The following is a 20,746-nucleotide window of genomic DNA, read 5'->3' on the forward strand; positions in this document are numbered from 1 at the left end:
CGATGAAGTGAGCACGTCCCTCACGCTGTCCAGGGACTGCGCGATAGGTGTTGAAACGCGGGGGTGAATTGAAACGCTTCGGGGTGAAGCGTTGCCTGGGACTACGTCGGCGGATAGGCCGCCGCTGCGGCGGTGCGTGGCAAATCTGGCGCGAGCACGATCGCGGGCGCATTGTCGATGCCCGCGCCGCGCGCGGCGGCTTCTTCGGAAGCGTCGCGGCTCGCGTCGTTCAGTTGCTGATAGCGACGGAATTTTGAAGGCGCCATGCCTTTGACCGCGAGAAACTGCCGGTTGAAGTTCGACAGGTTGTTGAAGCCCGCCTTGAAGCAGATATCGGTGACGCTCAGTTCATCGTCCGTCAGCAGTTGGCAGGCGAGATTGATACGCATGCGGTTCACGTACTGCACGAACGGCAGCCCCGTATGACGGCGAAAGTAACGCGAGAACGCACTCACGCTTTGGCCGGCCAGTTGCGCGAGATCCGATTCGCGCAGATCGTTGGACAGGTTCTTGCCGATATACGAGAGCGCGTGATTGATGCGCGTCGACGCGAAACCGGTCGGGTCGGCCTGATAGGCGGGACTCGCGAGCGTCTCGCGATCCTCGGCGTTCATCAGGATCTCGAGCATCGACATGAACAGCACAAGACGGCGCAGTCCGCGCGCCGCCAGCAATTCGAGGAACAACGGCTGGATCGCCGCGCTCGTTTGCGGACCGAACGACACACCGCGGCGCGAATCGGCAAGCAGCGCCTCGACCTGGTGCCACTCCGGAAAACTGCCCATGCAACCCGACACGAACTCCTGGCCGAATTGCACGACCAGATTGCGCTGCGCAATGGTCTCGCCTTGCGGCACGTCGCTGACCCAGTTGTGCGGCAGGTTCGGTCCCATCAACACGAGGTTGCCGGGCACAAAGCTGCTGATATGGTCGCCGACGAACATCTTGCCGGTCGTCGCCACGATCAGATGGATTTCGTATTCCGGATGAAAGTGCCAGCGCACCGTGCGATACGGATAGCCGTGCGACCACACTTTGAAGGATTCATCGCGCCTGACGGCGACGACTTCCAGATCGGGTTGCATTCGCGTCTTCCTCCATGAAGCGGCGTGTTGCACGTGCCGCTGAACTTCATCTTGTATAGCGAAAAGTAGCGCTCAAAAGCCTGATCCACCACTAAAAATCAAACCGCGGACCGATACTTTTTTGCATTCGGGTTAATCCGGACGCCGCGAGAGTCAAATTTGATGCAATGCAATACGCACCGTAAGACACGTCCCGCAACGCGCAGGTACCTCGCGAATCGCGCCGAAAGTCCCGCCGCGCCGCGCTGCGCCACGAAAAGCCGCTGATGCCGCCTTGACATTCGATTCGCCGGGTACGATCATTCGCTCACAGACAGAGCAAATGCTCCAACCCAAGAAAAAACGCAGGCTTCGAGCCGTGCGAGCGAAGACATTCAGGAGACGCACATGAATAGCGGACAAGGCAGCGGCGCGGCCGCACACGTGATCCTGCACATCGGCGCGGGATCGTTTCATCGCGCGCATCAGGCGTGGTATCTCCATCGGTTGAACGAGGCGAAGGTGGCGGGCGAGCCGCACTGGTCGCTGACGGTCGGCAATATCCGCAACGATATGAACGCGGTGCTCGACGCGCTTGCCGCGCAAAACGGCGTCTATACGCTCGAGACCGTCACGCCGCAGGGCGAGCGCGCGTACGAGACGATTCGCTCGATTGACCGCGTCCTGCCGTGGACCGAGAGTCTCGATGCGCTGATCGAAGCGGGCGCCGATCCGGCCTGCAAGATCATTGCGTTCACCGTCACCGAAGGCGGCTACTACCTCGACGAACAGGACGAACTCGACACGGCCAATGCGGATCTCGCGGTCGATCTGAACGGCGGCCACGTCACGATTTACGGCGCGCTCGCGGCCATTCTCGACGCCCGCATGAAGCGTGGCGGCGGCCCTGTCACGCTGCAGACCTGCGATAACCTGCGCAGCAATGGCGAGCGTTTTCATGCGGGGATGAGCGAGTTTCTCGAACGGCGCGGCGCAAACGAACTGGCGCAATGGTTCGACGACAACACCGCGTGCCCGAGTTCGATGGTCGATCGCATTACGCCGCGCCCAACACCCGACGTGCGCGAACGCGTCAAAGCCGCGACCGGTGTCGACGACGCCTGCCCGGTGATGGGTGAGGCCTTCATCCAGTGGGTAATCGAAGACCGTTTCAGCGCCGGACGCCCCGCGTGGGAAAAGGTCGGCGCGGAACTGGTCGACTCGGTGCTGCCGTACGAGGAAGCGAAGATCCGCATTCTCAACGCAACACATAGCTGCATTGCGTGGGCGGGCACGCTGGTCGGACTGAACTACATTCACGAAGGCACGCTCGACCCGGACATCAACAAGTTCGCCTTCGACTACGTGACCGAAGACGTGATTCCGTGTCTCACGCCGAGTCCGCTCGATCTCGAACGCTATCGCGACGTGGTGCTCGACCGCTTCGGCAATCCCTACATCCAGGATACCAACCAGCGTGTCGCGGCCGATGGCTTTTCCAAGCTGCCTGGCTTTATCGCGCCGACGCTCGTCGAATGCTTCGAGCGTGGCGTCACGCCTGCGGCGACGGCGATGTTGCCGGCGCTATTCTTCCGCTTCCTCGAACGGTGGAACGCCGGTACCTTGCCGTATGCGTACCAGGATGGCGTGATGGACGAGCGCGTCGCGCGCGGCTTCTTCAGCGCGCCCGATCCATTGCGGGCATTCGCCGCCGACCGTCTGCTGTGGGGCAGCATGGCGCAGACGCCGGCGCTCGAATCGGCGTTGGCGGGTGCGCTGGCGCGTGTCGACGTATGGCTGGCGAAGCGCGGCGCCGCCTGAGCCGCGCTCTATCGAACGACACGAACCACGCCGGTGCCAGGCTTAATGCGCATGGCACCGCTCGCCCTATGCGGCTAAAGTAGCGCATCCCTAACGACGAAGGTTTCGCGCCCATGTATCTCGGCATCGACCTCGGCACGTCCGAAGTGAAAGTCCTGCTGCTCGCCTCCGACGGACGCGTGATCGGCACCGCAGGCTCACCCTTTACCGTTTCGCGCCCGCATCAGCGCTGGGCCGAACAGAATCCCGCAGACTGGTGGGCCGGCACGCGCGCGGCGCTGGCCGCATTGCGCGCCAGACATCCGGACGAGTTCGCGCAGATTCGCGGCATCGGTCTCTCGGGGCAGATGCACGGGGCCGTGCTGCTGGACGCGGAGAATCGCGTGTTGCGGCCCGCGATTCTGTGGAACGACATGCGCAGCGATAAGGAATGCGCGGAGCTGACCGAGCGCGCGCCGGAATTGCATACCGTGGCCGGCAATCTCGCGATGCCCGGTTTCACCGCGCCCAAGTTGCTGTGGGTAGCGCGCCACGAGCCCGAGATCTTCGCGCAGACGGCCTGCGTGCTGCTGCCGAAGGACTACCTGCGCCTGCAACTGACGGGCGGCAAGGTGTCCGATCCATCGGATGCGGCGGGCACGCTGTGGCTCGACGTCGCGAAACGCGACTGGTCCGATTCACTGCTCGCCGCCTGCAACATGACGCGCGCGCAGATGCCCAGCTTGTGCGAAGGCAGCGCGCCGTCCGGCACCCTGCTGCCTGCGGTGGCGCGCGAGTTCGGCCTGAGCGACGGCGTGATCGTCGCGGCCGGCGGTGGCGACAACGCGACGAGCGCGATCGGCATCGGCGCCACGCAACCGGGCGATGGCTTCGTTTCGCTCGGCACGTCGGGCGTGTTGTGCGTAGTCGGCGACAGCTTCCGTCCGAACCCCGCTTCCGCCGTGCACGCGTTCTGTCATGCGATTCCGGACCGCTGGCATCAGATGAGCGTCGTGCTGTCGGCGGCGAGTTGTTTGCGCTGGGTCTGCAAGCTCACCTCGACCGACGAGCCGACCCTGCTCGCCGAGATCGAAGCACTGCCGGCAGCGGCCTTGACCACCGCGCCGCTCTTTCTGCCCTATCTCTCCGGTGAACGTACGCCGCACAACGACCCGTACGCGCAAGGCGTGTTCTTCGGCATGAATCACGCGACCGACCGCGCATTGCTCGGCTACGCGGTGCTCGAAGGCGTGACGCTCGCCCTCACCGACGGCCTCGACGCATTGCGCGCGGCCGGCACCGAAGCGAAGGCGTTGTCCCTGCTCGGCGGCGGTGCGCGCAGCGACTACTGGGCACAACTGCTCGCGGACGCGCTCGATACCGCCACCCGCAAGCACGGCGGCGGTGAAACGGGCGCGGCGCTCGGCGCCGCACGCCTCGGCTGGCTGGCCGCGGGCGGCGACCCGGCCAAGGTGCTGACCAAGCCGCCGATCGAAAAGGAGTTCACGCCGAACCCGCAGCGCCACGCCGATCTGCGCAACCGGCTCGAAGCGTATCGCGCGCTCTACCGCCACGTGCGGCCGCTGTTCGACTCCGCGCGGCAGCCGCTCGCCTAACCGGCAAACCGCAGCCGGGTCCCGTCGAGACGCAGGCACCGGCTGTTATCATCGGCGCACCTCAAGCGGACCGTCACCGTGCCCAAGTCCACAGAAAAATTAGATCTTGCTACCCGCGCCGCATGGCTTTACTACGTCGCAGGCAACACCCAGAACGAGATCGCCGAGAAACTCCAGGTGTCACGCCCGGTTGCGCAGCGGCTGGTCGCCTTCGCGGTGGAAAAGAACCTGATTCGCGTACGCGTCGATCACAAACTGGCTGATTGCCTCGCGCTCGCCGATCAACTCTCGAAGCGTTACGGTCTGAGCATGTGCGAAGTCGTACCGATCGACAGCGACACCTCGGAAGAAGTCGACCGCAAGCTGGCGGTGGCCGGCGCCCAGGTCATGGAACGCTATCTCGTCGAAGAAAAACCGATGGTGGTCGCTGTAGGTAGCGGCCGTACGCTGAAGGCCGCGGTCGATCAGATCGCGCAGCTGGAGCGTCCGCAGCACCGGCTGGTATCGATGGTCGGGGCGATCGCTTCGGACGGCTCCTCGAACCGCTACGACGTCGCGCTGCACATATCGGAGAAGACCGGCGGCAAGCATTTTCTGCTGCCCGCGCCGTTGCTCGCCGATAGCGAGGCCGAACGCGCACAGTGGTGCAATCACCGGCTTTACCGGATCGTCGAATCGCTATTGGCCAAGGCGGATGTCGCGTTCGTCGGCATCGGCAATATCGGGCCGAAATGTCCGTTGCACGAAGACGGTTTCATCACCTCCGCGGAGGTGAAGGAGTTGATGCAGAACCGTGCGATAGCCGAAATGCTCGGCCTGCCGATCGATGCGGCCGGTGCGCACGTCGAATCGCCGATGGGCCGTCGCGTCACCAGTATCGCGCTCGATTCTCCACCGCGCCGACCCACCATCGGTTTTGCCGGCGGCGAGCGCAAGCGCGAGGCGCTGATCGCCGTGCTCAAAGGCGGCTGGCTGTCGGGACTGGTGACCGACGAGTTGTGCGCGCGAGCGGCGCTCGAAGCATGATCTTCAGTTCGAGGAAAGCGGCACACTGGCCGCCTTCCTCAATTCACTGACTTACTTCACTGACTTATTTCACTGACTCATTTCACTAACTTAAGCAGCCAGCACTTCGACGATCTTCCGCTGGAAGGCTTTCCCTTCGCTGTCGAACAGATGGCAATGCTCAGGCGTAGCGCCGAGCCGTTGCGTTTCGCCCTTGCTATGGCGTTCGAGCGGCGGAATCCGCGCAATCAGACCGTCTGGCGCCACGCTCGATTCGGCATACAGATACGCCGCATCGCCGAGCGATTCGACCGCCATGGTTTTCGCCGACACGCCGTCGTCGGCCATGCCCACGTGCAGATGCTCCGGACGAATGCCGACGGTGACCTTGTCGCCCTGCTTCACCGCGCCCGGCTCCACCGCGACGCGCTGCGTCTCGCCGGTTTCGTAGCGCACCGTGACGCCGTCATGCGTCACCGACTGCACGACTCCTTCCATGAAATTCATCTTCGGCGAACCGATAAAGCCGGCGACGAAGCGATTGGCCGGCGCGTGATACAGCATGGTCGGGCTGCCGACCTGCTCCACATTGCCCGCCGACAACACGACGATCTTGTCGGCCAGCGTCATGGCTTCGACCTGATCGTGCGTCACGTAGATCATCGTGGTCTTCAGTTCGTCGTGCAAACGCGCGAACTCGAGGCGCATCTTCACGCGTAACGCGGCGTCCAGGTTCGACAGCGGTTCGTCGAACAGGAACACTTTCGGCTTACGCGTAATCGCGCGGCCGATTGCAACACGCTGGCGCTGGCCACCCGAAAGCTGCTTCGGCTTGCGATCGAGCAGATGGTCGATGTGCAGAATCTTCGCCGCGTTGCGCACGGCGGCGTCGATCTCCGGCTTCTTGGTGCCGGCCAGTTTCAGGCCGAACGCCATGTTGTCGTACAGCGTCATGTGCGGATACAGCGCGTACGACTGAAACACCATCGCGATGCCGCGCTTGGCGGGCGGCACGTCGTTCACGCGTGCGTTGTCGATGGTCAGATCGCCGTCGGTGATGTCCTCGAGGCCGGCGATCATCCGCATCAGCGTCGATTTACCGCAACCGCTCGGACCCACGAACACAACGAATTCGCCATCCAGAATGTCGAGGTTGATGTCACGCATGACCTCGTTGTCGTCGTAGGCTTTTCTGATGTTGCGCAGAGTTACGCTTGCCATGATGTGTCTCCGTGTATTGCTCTTACTGCGTTAATTCGTTTATCCAGATGCTGTGCCAGGCTCAGTGCCACGCTCGCTGCCAACGCGAGCGCTTACGGCGCCGCTGCTGTCGCGCTCAGCGTCCATTGCGCGACCAGTTCCGGCAACTGCAGCATGTCGTCGAAAACGTGGCGCGCGCCTGCCGCGTGCAAGGCGTCGATCTGCGCGTCACTCGCATGACCGCCGCCGATAAAACCCAGCACCGTCATACCCGCTGCATTGGCCGCCGTCACGCCCGTCACGCTGTCTTCCACCACCAGGCAGGCGGACGGTGCGAGGCCGAGACCACGCGCAGCAGCGAGATAGACATCCGGTGCGGGCTTCGGATTCGGCACCGCATCGGCGCAAAACAGCCGATCGCCGAAGAACTTCACGAGGCCAGTGCGCGCCAGCACGTTCTCCACATAAGGCCGGAAGCTATTGCTCGCGCAGGCCTTGGTGAGCGGCACCTGCGCCAGCGCGGCCTCGATTCCAGGCACAGCCGGCGCCTGCATGGCCGCCGCTTCCACGGCGTGGCGAATCGATTCGACATCCTCAGCGTCAAGGCTCCTGCCCAGTTGCGTGGCCGTGCCTTGCAGCACCGTTTCGATGCGCAAACCGAGCAGCGGCAGCACCACCGGTTTAACATCGGCATCGGGCCAGCGCGCTTCGAGCTCGTGAACCAGCATGCCCGCCGCCACGGCTTCGCTGTCGATCAGCACGCCGTCGCAATCGCAGATCAAGGCAAACTGACCTACATTCGTGCTTTCCGTCATTTGACCGCCCCGAAGGTAAGGCCGCGTACCAGTTGCTTCTGCGACAGCCAGCCGACGATCAGGATCGGTGCGACCGCAAGCAGCGACGCCGCGGAGAGCTTCGCCCAGAACAGACCTTCAGGACTCGAATACGACGCGATGAACACAGTTAGCGGCGCGGCGTTCGAACTCGACAGGTTGATGCTCCAGAACGCTTCGTTCCACGACAGGATCACCAGCAGCAGCGCGGTGGAGGCGAGCCCCGGCAACGACATCGGCATCAGCAGATAGACGATTTCCTGCCACGTGGCCGCGCCGTCGATCCGTCCGGCTTCAAGAATGTCGCGCGGAATCTCAGCGAAGTACGTGAACGACATCCATACCGCTATCGGCAGGTTAATCAGCGTATAGACGATCACCAGGCCCGACACGGTATCGAGCAGTCCGCTGTTCTTCCACAGCAGATAGATCGGTACCAGCACGCCGACCGACGGCATCATCTTGGTCGACAGCATCCACAGCAGAACTTTCTGCGTGCGGCGCGTCGGAAAGAAGGCCATCGCGTACGCGGCCGGCACGGCAAGCAGCAGGCACAGCACCGTGACACCCAGCGAGATCAGAATCGAATTCCACGCGAACGAAAAGTAGTTGCTGCGCGCGAACACCTCACGGAAGCTGTCGAGCGTCGGGATGAAAAACAGCGACGACGAATACGCCTGCTGCTCCGTCTTGAATGCGGTGATCGTCATCCAGAAGATCGGGAAGAACAGCAGCAGCGCGACCAGCCATGCAATCACGCCGGGAATGCCACGGCGAATCGCGTCGAAGGGCGACTTGGCCGACACGTGGGCGGATACTGCGGCCGTCGTGGTGGACGCCGGTGTAGAGGTAACGTGGCTCATTTTTCGTACTCCCCTTTCAGGTTCTTCGCGAGCATCCGCACGAGGAAGAACGACACGATATTAGCCAGCACCACAGCCAGAATGCCGCCTGCCGAAGCGAGACCGACGTCGAACTGTTGCAGGCCCAGCGAATAGATCAGGTACGACAGATTGGTGGTCGCGGTGCCCGGACCGCCGCCCGTGGTCGTATAGATTTCGGCGAAGATCGACAGCAGGAAAATCGTCTCCATCATCACCACCACCGCGATCGCCCGTTTCAGGTGAGGCAGCGTGATGTAGAAAAACATCGAAAACGGACCCGCACCGTCAATGCGCGCCGCTTCCTTCTGCTCCTGATCGAGCGACTGGATCGCGGTGAACAGAATCAGGAATGCGAACGGCAGCCACTGCCACGCGACGATCATGATCACCGCGGTGAGCGGATAATCGGCGAACCAGTCGATCGGTTGCATGCCGATCGCGCGCATGCCCTGGGCGATCAGGCCGTACACGGGATGCAGGATCATGTTCTTCCAGATCAGCGCGCTGACCGTAGGCATCACGAAGAACGGCGCGATCGCCAGCAGCCGCGCAACGCCCTGGCCGTAGAACTTGCGGTCGAACAGGATCGCCATCAACACACCGCCTACCACCGTGATCACCAGTACCGAGATAATCAGTTCGAGCGTGTGCCCGATCGACGGCCCGAATGATGGATCGGTAGCAAGGTACTTATAGTTGTCGAAGCCGGCAAAGCCTTTGAGATCCGGATTGAGCAGGTTGTAGCGCGAGAACGAAAACCAGATCGTCATCGCGAGCGGAATGGCCATCCACAGCACGAGCACCGCGACCGAGGGCGACACTAGCCAACGGGCGGAATTGGCTTTGCGGGTTTCGCGTTCTTTTTCTGTCTGAGGATGGGCATGCATGAGAGGTAGGCGCAGAGGACGCATGATTGACCACCTGTTCGGTAAAGCGCGGGCTGTCCAGCGAAGACACCGCCTTGGCTGCATCACTCACCGCGACGCCAGGCGATGTCGCGGCGCGTGAGTGGCAAATAGCCGGTAAATAAGCGGCGATAAATGACGAGGACGACCCGCTGTGCTGCGTGAGCCGGCTGACGGGCGTCAGCCGGCGCGTTTCACATTACGTCGCAGTACCTGGCTTCGGTACTGATGTTCCTGCTTACTTCTGATAGCCGGCCTGTTGCACGGCGCGATTCGCCGTTGCCTGCCCGGCTGCCAGTGCCTGATCGACCGTCATCTGACCGGCCACCGCGCCGGAGATGCTCTGACCGACCACCGTGCCGAACGACTGGAACTCAGGGATGCCGACGAACTGCACACCGGTGTACGGCACCGGCTTGAGCGTCGGATGATCCGGATCCGCCGTTTCGATTGCCTTCAGCACGAACTCGCCGAACGGCGCTGCCTGCTTGTACTCAGGACGCGCGTAAGTCGATTGACGCGTTCCCGGCGGCACCGAGGCCCAGCCTTCATCCTTCGCGACCAGTTCGATGTACTGCTTCGACGTGGCCCACGCGATGAATTTCTTCGCCGCTTCAGTCTGCTTCGACGACTTCGGAATCGCCAGCGCCCACGCCCACAGCCAATGCGAGCCCTTCGGCGTAACGGCGATCGGCGCTGCCGCAAAGCCCACCTTGTCGGCGATCTGCGACTGCTGCTTGTTGTAGAGCATGCCGGCGGCCACCGTTGCGTCGATCCACATCGCGCACTTGCCCGAGGACATCAGCGTGAGGTTTTCGTTGAAGCCGTTCGAGCTCGCTCCCGGAGGGCCGTCCTTCTTCAGCAGATCGACGTAGAACGTGATGGCCTTCTTCCATTCCGGCGAGGTCAGTTGCGCTTGCCACTTCTCGTCGAACCAGCGGCCGCCGAAGGTGTTCACCACCGTCGTCGCGTACGCCATGTTTTCGCCCCAACCGGCTTTGCCGCGCAGGCAGATACCGTACATGCCGTTGGCTTTGTCCGTGAGCTTGTCGGCGAATTGCGCAATCTGCTCATAGGTCGGCTGATCGGGCATTTTCAGGCCCTTGGCCGCGAACAGATCCTTGCGGTAATACGTCATCGAGCTTTCGACGTAGAACGGCAGCGCGTACAACTGGCCGCCGCTCGAGAGGCCGTCACGGGCCGTCTTCACCACGTCGTTCAGATCGTAATCGGCAGGCAGGCCGGTGAGCGGCGTGAGCCAGCCGCGCTTGCCCCATTGCGGCGTTTCGTACGCGCCGATTGTCATCACGTCGAACTGGCCGCTGCCGGTCGTGATGTCGGTAGTGGCGCGTTGGCGCAGCACGTTTTCTTCGAGAATCACCCAGTTGAGCTTGATGTCCGGATTGGCCTGCTCGAAAGCGGGCGAGAGCTTTTTCAGCTCAATCATGTCCGGATTGTTCAACGTGGCAATGGTCACCGTCGCCGCCGTGGCGCTCAACGCAAAGCACGCCAGAGCGCCGGCAGTGAGCGCCTTCAGCGCGGATTGAGTAGCTGGTTTCATGTGTTGTCTCCTTTCTCGTACGTTATGTAGTGCTGCGTTTGTTCTACGAAAATGACGAAGGGTGAAGCGGGTCGGTCAAGCCGGTTCGGCTCATCCGCACTACTATCCGCTCAGCTCATCCAGTTCCCACCGTCCACGTTCAGGGTTTGCGCGGTGATGTAGTCGGCATCCGCCGACGCGAGAAACAGGGCAGCGCCGGTCAGATCGTCCGGCACACCCATACGGCCGAGCGGCACCGCTTCACCGACAAGGCGCTTCTTTTCGCCGAGCGGCCGGTTTTCATAGCGGGCGAAGAGCGCGTCGACCTCTTTCCACATCGGCGTGTCGACGACGCCCGGCGCGATGCCGTTCACATTGATCTTATGCGGCGCGAGCGCGAGCGCTGCGGATTGCGTATAGCTGAGTACGGCGGCTTTGGTTGCGCAGTAGTGCGACACCAGCGCCTCGCCGCGACGGCCGGCTTGCGACGACATATTGATGATCTTGCCGCCGCGCCCTTGCTCGACCATTTCCCGCGCGACGGTTTGCATCAGGAAGAACATGCCCTTCACGTTGACCGAGAAGAGGCGGTCGAACACGTCCCAGGATTCGTCGAGAAGCGGGCGCATATCGAAGAGCGCCGCGTTGTTGAACAGAATATCGACACGGCCGAAACGCTCCAGCGTGCTCGCAAGAATGCGCTCGATGTCCTCACGGCGCGTCACGTCTGCGCTAACGGTCAGCACACGGTCGCCGTACCCGGCGACGAGCGCGTCGCCAAAACTGTCCGCCGGTTTCACATCGACCAGCACGCAACGCGCGCCTTCGTCCAGATAGCGCCGGGCCACGGCTTCACCGATTCCGCTTGCCGCGCCCGTCAGAATGGCCACCTTGTCCTGCAATCGTGCCGCCACTGCCTGTCTCCGGTTCGTTTCGCTTCTTGAGGCGCGGTGAGCGAACGCTCATTGCGCGAACAATTGCTCTGTTTGTGATCGAATGATCGGATACGGACCGGGTCATGTCAAGGCGCTCGACCAGATTTCGATGGTGCAGCGCGGCAGGACTCGCTTGCAGCGCTTATGTATGCGTCGCGCACGCGCTTCCCGCCTTAGTCAACACGCTTGCGCCAACGGGAAATCGAACCGGCGGGGCTGCGTTCTGTTCAAGCCGCTGCCAAAAAATCGAGATACGTTATATCATTTCGAACTCGCTCCTCGCGGTGCCGCGTCGTGCTGCGTTGTGCCGTTTGTCCCGGCCGCGGGCCGACGGCATAAGCGCACGAGCAACGGCAAGAACACCGGAGCGTGCCGCTCCCTACGTTTGTCATTCATTCAACTCTCACGCAGCAGGAAACGACAATGAAGAAATTCGGCTCGATGTTGAACGGGGCGCGCCGTGCGCTGACGCTGTCGAAAACCGTGGCCATGGGCGCGACGGCCGCTGCTGCTTTCACGCTCAGCCAAGGCGCGTTTGCCGCGGATGCGAAAATCCCGGTGGTGGCAGCGGAAAATTTTTACGGTGACGTCGTGCAGCAACTCGGCGGCGACCGCGTCGACGTCACGAGCATCCTGAGCAATCCGGATCAGGACCCGCATCTGTTCGAAGCCAGCCCGAAGACGGCGCGCGCCTTGCAGCATGCGAGCCTTGTGGTCTACAACGGCGCCGATTACGATCCGTGGATGGCGAAATTGCTGGCCGCTTCGAAGAGCGCGAAGCGCACCACGATCGTCGCCGCGGATCTGGTCGGCAAGAAAGGCGGCGATAATCCGCATCTCTGGTACGACCCGGCGACCATGCCGAAAGTGGCGCGCGCGGTGAGCGAGGCGCTCGTCGCGGCTGACCCGGCGCACAAGTCGGCGTACGATGCGAACCTCGCGAAGTTTCTCGATTCGCTGAAACCCATCGACGCCAAGGTCGCCGATCTGCATGGCCGCTATGCCGGCGTGCCGGTCACGGCGACTGAGCCGGTGTTCGGCTATATGTCGGACGCAATCGGCCTCTCGATGCGCAATTTGCGCTTCCAGTTGGCGACGATGAACGACACTGAAGCAAGCGCGGCCGATATCGCCGCGTTCGAACGCGATCTGCGCGAAAAGCGCGTACGCGTTCTGATCTATAACAGCCAGGCAACCGAGGCCCTGACCAAACGCATGTTGAAGCTCGCGCAGCAATCGAAGGTGCCGACCATGAGCGTCACCGAAACCGAACCGGCCGGCAAGACCTATCAGACGTGGATGCTGACGCAGCTTGACGCGCTCTCCACGGCACTGGCCGCGGGCGACGCGAGCGCAGCAAATGCGGCGGCCACCCCGCCCAAAGGAAAAACCCAATGACCGAGACTGGCCGCAGCACGCCAGCTAATGCATCAACCAGCGCATCAACCAGCGGACGCAGCACCACGCCCGTGCTCGAACTCGAGCGCGTGACACTCGAACTCGGTGGCCGCACGATTCTGCGCGACACCGGCTTCGTCGTGAATCAGGGCGAATTCATTGGCGTGCTCGGGCCGAACGGCGCGGGCAAAACCACGCTGATGCGCGCCGTGCTCGGTCTCGTGCCGGCCGCGAGCGGCGCGATCCGCGTGCTGGGACAGCCGGTCGAGCGCGGCAACGCGTCGATCGGTTATATGCCGCAAACGCGCAGCGCGCTGGCCGGGCGCCGCGTGCGTGGCCGCGATTTCGTCGCGATGGCGGCCGACGGACACCGCTGGGGCCTGCCCCACGCGGACCGTAAAACCCGCGCGGACGTCGAGCGGGTGCTCGATCTGGTGGGCGGCCGCCAACTGGCGGAACGGCCGTTATCGGAGCTGTCGGGTGGCGAGCGTCAACGCCTGCTGCTCGCGCAGTGCCTGCTCGGCAACCCCAAACTGCTGCTACTCGATGAACCGTTGATCAGTCTCGACCCGCATCATCAGAAGAGCGTGGTCGAACTGGTGCGGCGCGTGCAGCAGGAACTCGGCATCGCTGTGCTGTTTTCGGCGCATGAATTGAATCCGCTTCTGCACGCACTCGATCGCGTGCTGTATCTCGGCAGCGGCGTCGCCGCGCTCGGCACGGTCGATGAAGTCATTACGCGACCAGTGCTGTCGCGTCTCTACGGCTCGCCGATCGACGTGATGCGCGTGAACGGGCGCATCTTCGTGATGTCGGGCGACGTCGAAGTCGAAAAACACGATCACGAGCACGAACACGACGAGAACGGCGGCCATAGCCACTCGCACGGGCATTCTCACGATCACGGCCATTCACACCAGCACGACTCACGCGACGGACACACGCACGATGTTTGAATACGATTTCATGGTGAACGCGTTCGCGGCGTCGGGGATCGTCGCGGTGCTGGCAGGCGTGGTGGGCTATTTTCTGGTGATGCGCGGGCAGACCTTTGCTGGCCACGCGCTCTCGCACGTCGGCTTCACGGGTGCGACCGGCGCGGTGCTGATCGGCATTTCGCCGATCTGGGGAATGATCGGCTTCACGCTTGCCGCGGGTGTCGGCATGGGCGCGCTCGGCGAGCGGCTCGCCGGACGCGATGTCGCGATCGGGGTGATCCTGTCGCTGTCGCTCGGCTTCGGCTTGCTGTTCCTGCACTTCTTCACCGCGTACGCGACGCAGGTCACCGCGCTGCTGTTCGGCAACGTGCTGGGCGTGAATGCGTCGACGCTCGGCGTGCTGGCGGGCCTGGGTGTCGTCAGTCTGCTGGCGCTCGCGGCGATCATGCGGCCGTTGCTGTTTGCTTCGCTGCAACCGGAACTGGCCGAGGCCAAGGGCGTGTCGTTGCGCAAGGTGTCGGTGCTGTTTCTGTCGATTGCCGCGCTGGCGGTGGCGGCGTGCACGCAGATTGTCGGCGTGCTGCTGGTGTTCACGCTGATGGTCGGACCGGCTGCCGCGGCGCAGAACATGACGACGCGGCTTTCAACCGGTCTCGTGCTCGCCGCCGTATTCGCACTGGTGCAAGCGTGGCTGGGTCTGACGCTGGCGTTCTATACCGATTGGCCGACGAGCTTCTGGATCACCGTGCTGTCGGCAGTGGTATATGGCGGGAGTTTGTTGAAGCGGCGTTGAGGCGGTTGGTGCGTTGAGCGGCGGTTTGCTGTTTCGCCGAGTCGCCAGATAGCTGAGCGGCTGAGCGGCTGAGCGGCTGAGCGGCTGAGCGGCTGAGCGGCTGAGCGGCTAACCGAGCGTATCGGCTGGATAGTCACCTTGCAGCATTCGCCGTTGGCAACAACGCAGCAATGGCGGCGACACATCCACATACCGCCGCCATCGCCCCGAGGAATGTCAACCCAGCAGCACCTTCGCGTGATGCGCGATGTGATCTTCGATGAACGTCGAGATGAAGTAGTAGCCGTGGTCGTAGCCCGTATGACGGCGCAGGGTCAGCGGCTGTCCCGCGGCCTTGCAGGCCGCTTCGAACACATCCGGATTCAACTGCTCGGCGAGGAACTGGTCCGCCAGTCCCTGATCGACCAGGATCCCTTCCTTGAACTTGCGCGCTGCACGCGCGACCAGTTCACTCGCGTCATACCTGCGCCACGTTTCACGGTCCTCACCCAGATACCCGCTAAACGCTTTCACGCCCCACGGGCACTGTGAGGGCGCGGCGATCGGCGCGAACGCCGACACCGACCGGTAGATCTCCGGGTTGCGCAGCGCCAGCATCAGCGCGCCGTGCCCGCCCATCGAATGCCCGAAGATGCCCAGACGCGCCCCGTCCAACGGCAGATTCGCGAGCACCGTTTCGCGCAGTTCGTCGCGCACGTACGAGTACATCCGGTAATGCTGCGCCCACGGCTGCTGGGTCGCGTCGACGTAGAAGCCCGCACCCACGCCAAAGTCCCACGCCGCGCTTTCGCCCGGCACACCCGCACCGCGCGGACTGGTGTCCGGCGCGATCAGCGCAATGCCATGCTGCGCCGCGAAGCGCTGCGCGCCCGCCTTGACCGGAAAGGTTTCTTCCGTGCAGGTCAGGCCCGCGAGATAGAACAATGCGGGCACGTTCGCATTGGCCTGCAGGGCCTGCGGCGGCAGATAGACCGAGAAGCGCATCGGCAGACCGACCGTCTGCGAGTCGTGACGGTAGATGCGCTGCTCGCCACCATGGCAGGCATGCGACGACAGGAGTTCAAGCATCGACATGCTCCCGCGTTAGTACAGCACGACCGAGCGGATCGACTCGCCCTTCTTCATCAGGTCGAAGCCTTCGTTGATGCGTTCGAGCGGCAGACGGTGTGTGATCAGGTCGTCGATATTGATCTTGCCTTCCATGTACCAGTCGACGATCTTCGGCACGTCGGTGCGCCCACGCGCGCCGCCGAACGCCGAGCCCTTCCACTCGCGGCCCGTCACCAGCTGGAACGGCCGCGTGCTGATCTCTTCGCCCGCTGCCGCCACGCCGATGATGAACGACTGCCCCCAGCCCTTGTGCGTGCACTCCAGCGCCTGACGCATCACCTTCGTGTTGCCGATGCATTCGAACGAATAGTCCGCGCCGCCATCGGTCAGTTGCACGATGTGATCGACCACGTTCTCGACTTCGTTCGGGTTGATGAAGTGCGTCATGCCGAACTTCTTCGCCAGTTCAATACGGCCCGGATTGATATCGACGCCGATAATCTTGTCCGCCCCAACCATCTTCGCGCCCTGGATCACATTCAGCCCGATGCCGCCGAGACCGAACACCACCACATTCGCGCCCGCTTCGACCTTCGCCGAATACACGACCGCGCCCACGCCCGTTGTCACACCGCAGCCGATGTAGCAGATCTTGTCGAACGGCGCATCTTCGCGCACCTTCGCCACCGCGATTTCCGGCACGACGATGTAGTTCGAGAACGTGGACGTGCCCATGTAGTGAAACAGCGGCTTGCCGTCGAGCGAGAAGCGCGATGTGGCGTCGGGCATCAGGCCCTTGCCTTGCGTCGAGCGGATGGCCTGGCAAAGATTGGTCTTGCGCGACAGGCAGAATTTGCACTGGCGGCATTCCGGCGTGTAGAGCGGAATCACGTGGTCGCCCTTCTTCAGGGTGCCGACGCCCGGACCCACGTCGACGATCACGCCCGCGCCTTCATGGCCGAGAATCGCCGGGAAGATGCCTTCCGGATCGGCGCCCGAGAGCGTGTAGTAATCGGTGTGGCAGATTCCGGTGGCCTTCACTTCGATCAGGACTTCGCCGGCGCGCGGGCCTTCCAGATCCACTTCCTCGATCGTCAACGGGGCGCCGGCTTTCCATGCGATTGCTGCTTTGGTCTTCATCGTGAATGCTCCTGTGAGTCTGTGAATGCGTGGCGCGTCGCGGTGGGATATCGCGCGGCGTGCCGGAGTCGCGGTTCGCCTGCCGCAGGTTCGCCTGCCGCAGGTTCGCCTGCCGCAGGTTCGCCTGCCGCAGTTAATTCATGTGCCGGCCTGCGGACGGACCATGCTGCTCCCGTCCGGCATCATGGGCCAGCCTATACCTTAGCGCGAGAAAGCCGTAATGGTATTGCAAAGTACGTCGCGGCATTGTCTGTAGCTGACATCGTGCCGTTTAGCGAAGCGACGGCCCGTCGAACCATGATTCGACGCGGCCATACAGATCGAGAAAACGTGCGTAGCGTTCGGCGAGCGCCGCATCGCCTTGCGGCACGGCAACCCGCGTCGCGCCCGGGGCCAACGCGGCGAGATCGCTCGCGTGCCAATGCCCGCTCGCGAGGCCGCCGAGAATCGCCGCGCCGCGCGGCGCCGCATTGGGGCAATCCACGGCATCGAGTTCGACGTCCAGCGCGTCGGCAAGCAACTGCCGCCAACGTGCATCGACGGAACCGCCGCCCGCGAGCTTCAGCGCCGTCACCGTCGCCCCGCTCGCGCGGATCGCGTCGAGCCCCGCGCGCAACGAGAACGCAACGCCTTCGAACGCCGCGCGCATCATCGCGCCGCGCGTGTGATCGAGCGCGAGGCCGAGCCAGCCGCCACGCGCCGCGGGGTTGAGCCAAGGGGTGCGCTCGCCGGTGAGGTACGGCAGGAAGGTAAGGCCGGCAGCCGTTGCGGCGCTCACAGTCGCGCCGGACGCATCGCCGAACGCGTCTCGATAGGCATCGGCCCATTCATACGACAGCCAGCCCCGCACGCGTTCGAGTGCGACCCCGACGTTTTGCATCGCCGCCATCCGGTACCAGTGATCGCTCGCGGCCCGATAGCGATGCAAGCCCCTCACGGCCTGCGGTGCGTGCTCGGCGAGCACGACGATTTGTCCGCCGGTGCCGGTGGTCAGCAACGCATCGCCGTCGTTCGCGAGACCGCTGCCGAGCGCGGCGCACGGTGTATCGGCCGCGCCGATCGCGAGCACGATGCCGGCGCGCAGGCCCAGTTCCTGCGCGGCCTCTCGCGACAGAACGCCACCCGCCGCATAGGAGGGCGCAAGCGGCGCAAACCATTCATGCGGCAACGCGAGCCGCTCGAGCAGCGCCAGATCCCACACACCCGCAGGATCGGCAAGCGCGGTCGCGCAGGCGTCCGATGGATCGGTTGCGACCACGCCGCCCAGCGCGACGCGCAGCCAGTCTTTCGGTTGCAGCGCCCAGCGCGTCTTGCGCGCGGTTTGCGGTTCGTTCTGCACGATCCAGCGCAGCAAAGGACCGGCCATGCCGGGCGCAACCGGATTCGGCTGTGGCTCGGGCCACTGCTCGAGCAAACTCAACGCGCGTGTGTCGGGCCAGAGCATCGCGGGGCGCACGGCCGCGCCATCGGCGTCGATCAGAACGACCCCATGCATTTGCCCGGAAAAGCCAATTGCCTGCACCTCACGGCGCAAATCCGCAGGCAAGCGCGCCGCCGCTTCGCAAAGCGCGCGCCACCAGGTTTGTACCGAGATTTCAGCCCATCCGGGATGCGGCGTTTCGAGCGCATACGCGACACTTGCCGCGGCCAGCTCGCGGCCGCTTACGTCGACGATTGCTACTTTGAGCGAGCCGGTGCCGAGGTCAATGCCAAGAAAACTCATGGGCGATAGAACGTCAATTTGAGCGTGGAGATCAGCACACGAGAGGTGCCTGGAGCGGGGTATTTTCCGTCACCGCAGCGCGGCTTCGGAAGCGTGCCCGAACACATAGTGAAAACCCGTAAATCGCGGGTTAACCCCGTCACGCCGCGCGCTGCGCCAAAACAGCACTATGCGTCGAGCGAGATACACCTCATTGATTCTCACACATATCACGTTGAGGCGGGCGCGCGCGGCGCTTGAGCGCCCATCGCCACTGCAGGGGGCTGACGGCCGATTTGTGCGGTGCGGGTATTTCTTTTGGCTTACAAACGAGTCTCATGCATATCGTCACCGGGAATGCCGGAATAGGCCCCAGTGGTCTTGTTGCACTTTTTCGTTCCGCATACCTTGGAGCCATCCCAAAACGAGATGGTGGAGAGAGACAAAATGCAATCGAACACGGTTCACCCGTGCGACGAGCGACTGCCCGCGGGCCAGTTGCTGACGCTCGGCATTCAGCACGTTTTGGTGATGTACGCAGGCGCAGTTGCGGTGCCGCTCATCATTGGCGCCGCGTTGAAATTGCCGAAAGACCAGATCGCGTTCCTGATCAGCGCCGATCTGTTTTCCTGTGGCATCGCTACGCTGATTCAGACGCTCGGTCTGTGGATCTTCGGCATTCGTCTGCCGGTCATCATGGGTTGCACTTTCGCAGCTGTCGGTCCGATGGTCGCGATCGGCACGAATCCATCGCTTGGTATCCTCGACATCTTCGGCTCGACGATCGCGGCCGGCGTCATCGGCATCCTTCTCGCGCCGATGGTCGGCAAGCTGCTGCGCTTCTTCCCACCGGTGGTGATCGGCGTGGTGATCTCGGTGATCGGCCTCTCGCTGATGGAAGTGGGCATCAACTGGGCGGCCGGCGGCGTAGGCAATCCTGATTACGGCAACCCGGTCTACCTCGGCCTGTCGCTGCTCGTACTGATGCTGATTCTGCTGATCAACAAGTTCGCCAAGGGCTTCATGGCGAATATCTCGGTGCTGCTCGGCATCATCGCGGGCTTCGTGATCGCGCTGGCGCTCGGCCGCGTCAACATGGACGGCGTCACGCACGCTCCGTGGGTCGGTTTCGTCATGCCGTTCCACTTCGGCCTGCCGCATTTCGATCCGCTCGCAATCGCGACGATGGTCACCGTGATGTTCGTCACCTTCATCGAATCGACCGGCATGTTCCTCGCGGTCGGCGACATGGTGGATCGTCCGGTGGATCAGAAGACGCTGGTGCGCGGTCTGCGTGTCGACGGTCTGGGCACGCTGATCGGCGGCATCTTCAATTCGTTTCCGCATACCTCGTTCTCGCAGAACGTCGGCCTGATCGGCGTGACTGGCGTGAAGAGCCGCTTCGTCTGCGCGATGGGCGGCGTGATCCTGGTGCTGCTGGGTCTGTTCCCGAAGATGGCACAAGTGGTGGCTTCAGTGCCGGCCTTCGTGCTGGGCGGCGCGGGCATCGTGATGTTCGGCATGGTGGCGGCAAACGGCATCAAGGTGCTGGCCAAGGTCGACTTCGTGAAGAACCATCACAACCTGTTCATCGTCGCGGTCAGTATCGGCATGGGTCTGGTGCCGGTGGTGTCGCCGCAATTCTTCTCGAAGCTGCCGCCGGCGCTCTCGCCGCTGCTGCATAGCGGGATCTTGCTGGCATCGGTATCGGCGGTGGTGCTGAACCTGATCTTCAACGGTGTGAAGAGCGAGAAGAAGGCACAGTGCGAAATTCGCCGGGCCGGCCATGATTTCGACGGACGCGGTGGTAATGAGCCGCCGGCAGGCGACGAGCTGTTGCGTGCTGCGGATGCGCACTAAGCATCTGACTGGAACCGGCGCCGCGCGGCAAAGATCGCGCTAAGCGCCGGGTCGAATTCGATTCGAACCAGGCATCAATAAAA

At 63.2% G+C, this 20,746-nt stretch carries 17 protein-coding genes and 1 pseudogene; 7 read left to right on the forward strand and 11 right to left on the reverse strand.

The genetic code is table 11. The features are described 5' to 3' along the window. Nucleotides 1-101: 101 nt before the first annotated feature. Nucleotides 102-1,085 (reverse strand): AraC family transcriptional regulator, encoded by a 984-nt coding sequence (locus tag BCY88_RS38605; RefSeq protein ID WP_120349335.1) that lies wholly within the window; start codon nt 1,083-1,085, stop codon nt 102-104. 387 nt (nt 1,086-1,472) lie between these two features. On the opposite strand from BCY88_RS38605, the gene dalD reads away from it, so the two are divergent. The 3 genes from dalD (at nt 1,473) to BCY88_RS38620 (ending at nt 5,506) form a co-directional block, all read left to right on the forward strand. Next, nucleotides 1,473-2,885: a D-arabinitol 4-dehydrogenase gene (dalD, locus tag BCY88_RS38610; RefSeq protein ID WP_120349336.1), complete on the forward strand. Its 1,413-nt coding sequence runs from the start codon at nt 1,473-1,475 to the stop codon at nt 2,883-2,885. 113 nt (nt 2,886-2,998) lie between these two features. Beyond that, nucleotides 2,999-4,480, forward strand: a complete 1,482-nt coding sequence (xylB, locus tag BCY88_RS38615) for a xylulokinase (RefSeq protein WP_120349337.1) — start codon at nt 2,999-3,001, stop codon at nt 4,478-4,480. 78 nt (nt 4,481-4,558) lie between these two features. Beyond that, nucleotides 4,559-5,506 (forward strand): sugar-binding transcriptional regulator, encoded by a 948-nt coding sequence (locus BCY88_RS38620; protein ID WP_120349338.1) that lies wholly within the window; start codon nt 4,559-4,561, stop codon nt 5,504-5,506. A gap of 90 nt (nt 5,507-5,596) precedes the next feature. Here the strand turns inward: BCY88_RS38620 and BCY88_RS38625 are convergent, their stop codons facing one another. The 6 genes from BCY88_RS38625 to BCY88_RS38650 form a co-directional block, all read right to left on the reverse strand. Further along, nucleotides 5,597-6,706: an ABC transporter ATP-binding protein gene (locus tag BCY88_RS38625; protein WP_120349339.1), complete on the reverse strand. Its 1,110-nt coding sequence runs from the start codon at nt 6,704-6,706 to the stop codon at nt 5,597-5,599. Nucleotides 6,707-6,798: 92 nt separating this feature from the next. Further along, nucleotides 6,799-7,500, reverse strand: a complete 702-nt coding sequence (locus BCY88_RS38630; RefSeq protein WP_120349340.1) for an HAD family hydrolase — start codon at nt 7,498-7,500, stop codon at nt 6,799-6,801. Beyond that, complete coding sequence (locus BCY88_RS38635) at nt 7,497-8,381, reverse strand: carbohydrate ABC transporter permease (RefSeq protein ID WP_120349341.1); 885 nt, start codon at nt 8,379-8,381, stop codon at nt 7,497-7,499. The genes BCY88_RS38630 and BCY88_RS38635 overlap by 4 nt, the downstream gene beginning before the upstream one ends. Next, on the reverse strand, nt 8,378-9,313 hold the full coding sequence (locus BCY88_RS38640) for a carbohydrate ABC transporter permease (RefSeq protein WP_030101074.1): 936 nt from the start codon (nt 9,311-9,313) through the stop codon (nt 8,378-8,380). Before BCY88_RS38640 ends, BCY88_RS38635 begins: the two co-directional genes overlap by 4 nt. Before the next feature lie 232 nt (nt 9,314-9,545). Then, nucleotides 9,546-10,868: an ABC transporter substrate-binding protein gene (locus BCY88_RS38645; RefSeq protein WP_120349342.1), complete on the reverse strand. Its 1,323-nt coding sequence runs from the start codon at nt 10,866-10,868 to the stop codon at nt 9,546-9,548. A gap of 110 nt (nt 10,869-10,978) precedes the next feature. After that, nucleotides 10,979-11,761, reverse strand: coding sequence for an L-iditol 2-dehydrogenase (locus tag BCY88_RS38650; RefSeq protein WP_120349343.1), 783 nt, complete (start codon nt 11,759-11,761; stop codon nt 10,979-10,981). Between the two features lie 444 nt (nt 11,762-12,205). On the opposite strand from BCY88_RS38650, the gene BCY88_RS38655 reads away from it, so the two are divergent. The 3 genes from BCY88_RS38655 to BCY88_RS38665 are packed head-to-tail and all read left to right on the forward strand — an operon-like array spanning nt 12,206 to nt 14,911. Continuing rightward, entirely contained in the window at nt 12,206-13,180 is a 975-nt protein-coding gene (locus tag BCY88_RS38655) for a metal ABC transporter solute-binding protein (protein ID WP_120349344.1), read from the forward strand. Beyond that, nucleotides 13,177-14,136: an ABC transporter ATP-binding protein gene (locus BCY88_RS38660; RefSeq protein WP_120349345.1), complete on the forward strand. Its 960-nt coding sequence runs from the start codon at nt 13,177-13,179 to the stop codon at nt 14,134-14,136. Before BCY88_RS38655 ends, BCY88_RS38660 begins: the two co-directional genes overlap by 4 nt. After that, the gene (locus tag BCY88_RS38665) at nt 14,129-14,911 is read left to right on the forward strand and encodes a metal ABC transporter permease (RefSeq protein WP_120349346.1); all 783 of its coding nucleotides are present in this window, start codon (nt 14,129-14,131) and stop codon (nt 14,909-14,911) included. Before BCY88_RS38660 ends, BCY88_RS38665 begins: the two co-directional genes overlap by 8 nt. Before the next feature lie 216 nt (nt 14,912-15,127). Here the strand turns inward: BCY88_RS38665 and fghA are convergent, their stop codons facing one another. From fghA to BCY88_RS38685, 4 genes and pseudogenes are all read right to left on the reverse strand, one after another. After that, nucleotides 15,128-15,979, reverse strand: a complete 852-nt coding sequence (gene fghA / locus BCY88_RS38670) for an S-formylglutathione hydrolase (RefSeq protein ID WP_120349484.1) — start codon at nt 15,977-15,979, stop codon at nt 15,128-15,130. Between the two features lie 15 nt (nt 15,980-15,994). Beyond that, on the reverse strand, nt 15,995-17,101 hold the full coding sequence (locus tag BCY88_RS38675; protein ID WP_093635627.1) for an S-(hydroxymethyl)glutathione dehydrogenase/class III alcohol dehydrogenase: 1,107 nt from the start codon (nt 17,099-17,101) through the stop codon (nt 15,995-15,997). Between the two features lie 76 nt (nt 17,102-17,177). Continuing rightward, nucleotides 17,178-17,234: pseudogene (locus BCY88_RS40855) on the reverse strand (pentapeptide repeat-containing protein); the annotation flags it as partial. Nucleotides 17,235-17,372: 138 nt separating this feature from the next. Beyond that, complete coding sequence (locus tag BCY88_RS38685; protein ID WP_120349347.1) at nt 17,373-18,824, reverse strand: xylulokinase; 1,452 nt, start codon at nt 18,822-18,824, stop codon at nt 17,373-17,375. 426 nt (nt 18,825-19,250) lie between these two features. Between BCY88_RS38685 and BCY88_RS38690 the strand changes: the two genes are divergently transcribed. Next, nucleotides 19,251-20,663, forward strand: coding sequence for a nucleobase:cation symporter-2 family protein (locus BCY88_RS38690; RefSeq protein ID WP_183081554.1), 1,413 nt, complete (start codon nt 19,251-19,253; stop codon nt 20,661-20,663). Nucleotides 20,664-20,746 lie beyond the last annotated feature (83 nt).

It is taken from the genome of Paraburkholderia fungorum (assembly GCF_003610895.1).
Classification (GTDB): domain Bacteria; phylum Pseudomonadota; class Gammaproteobacteria; order Burkholderiales; family Burkholderiaceae; genus Paraburkholderia; species Paraburkholderia fungorum_B.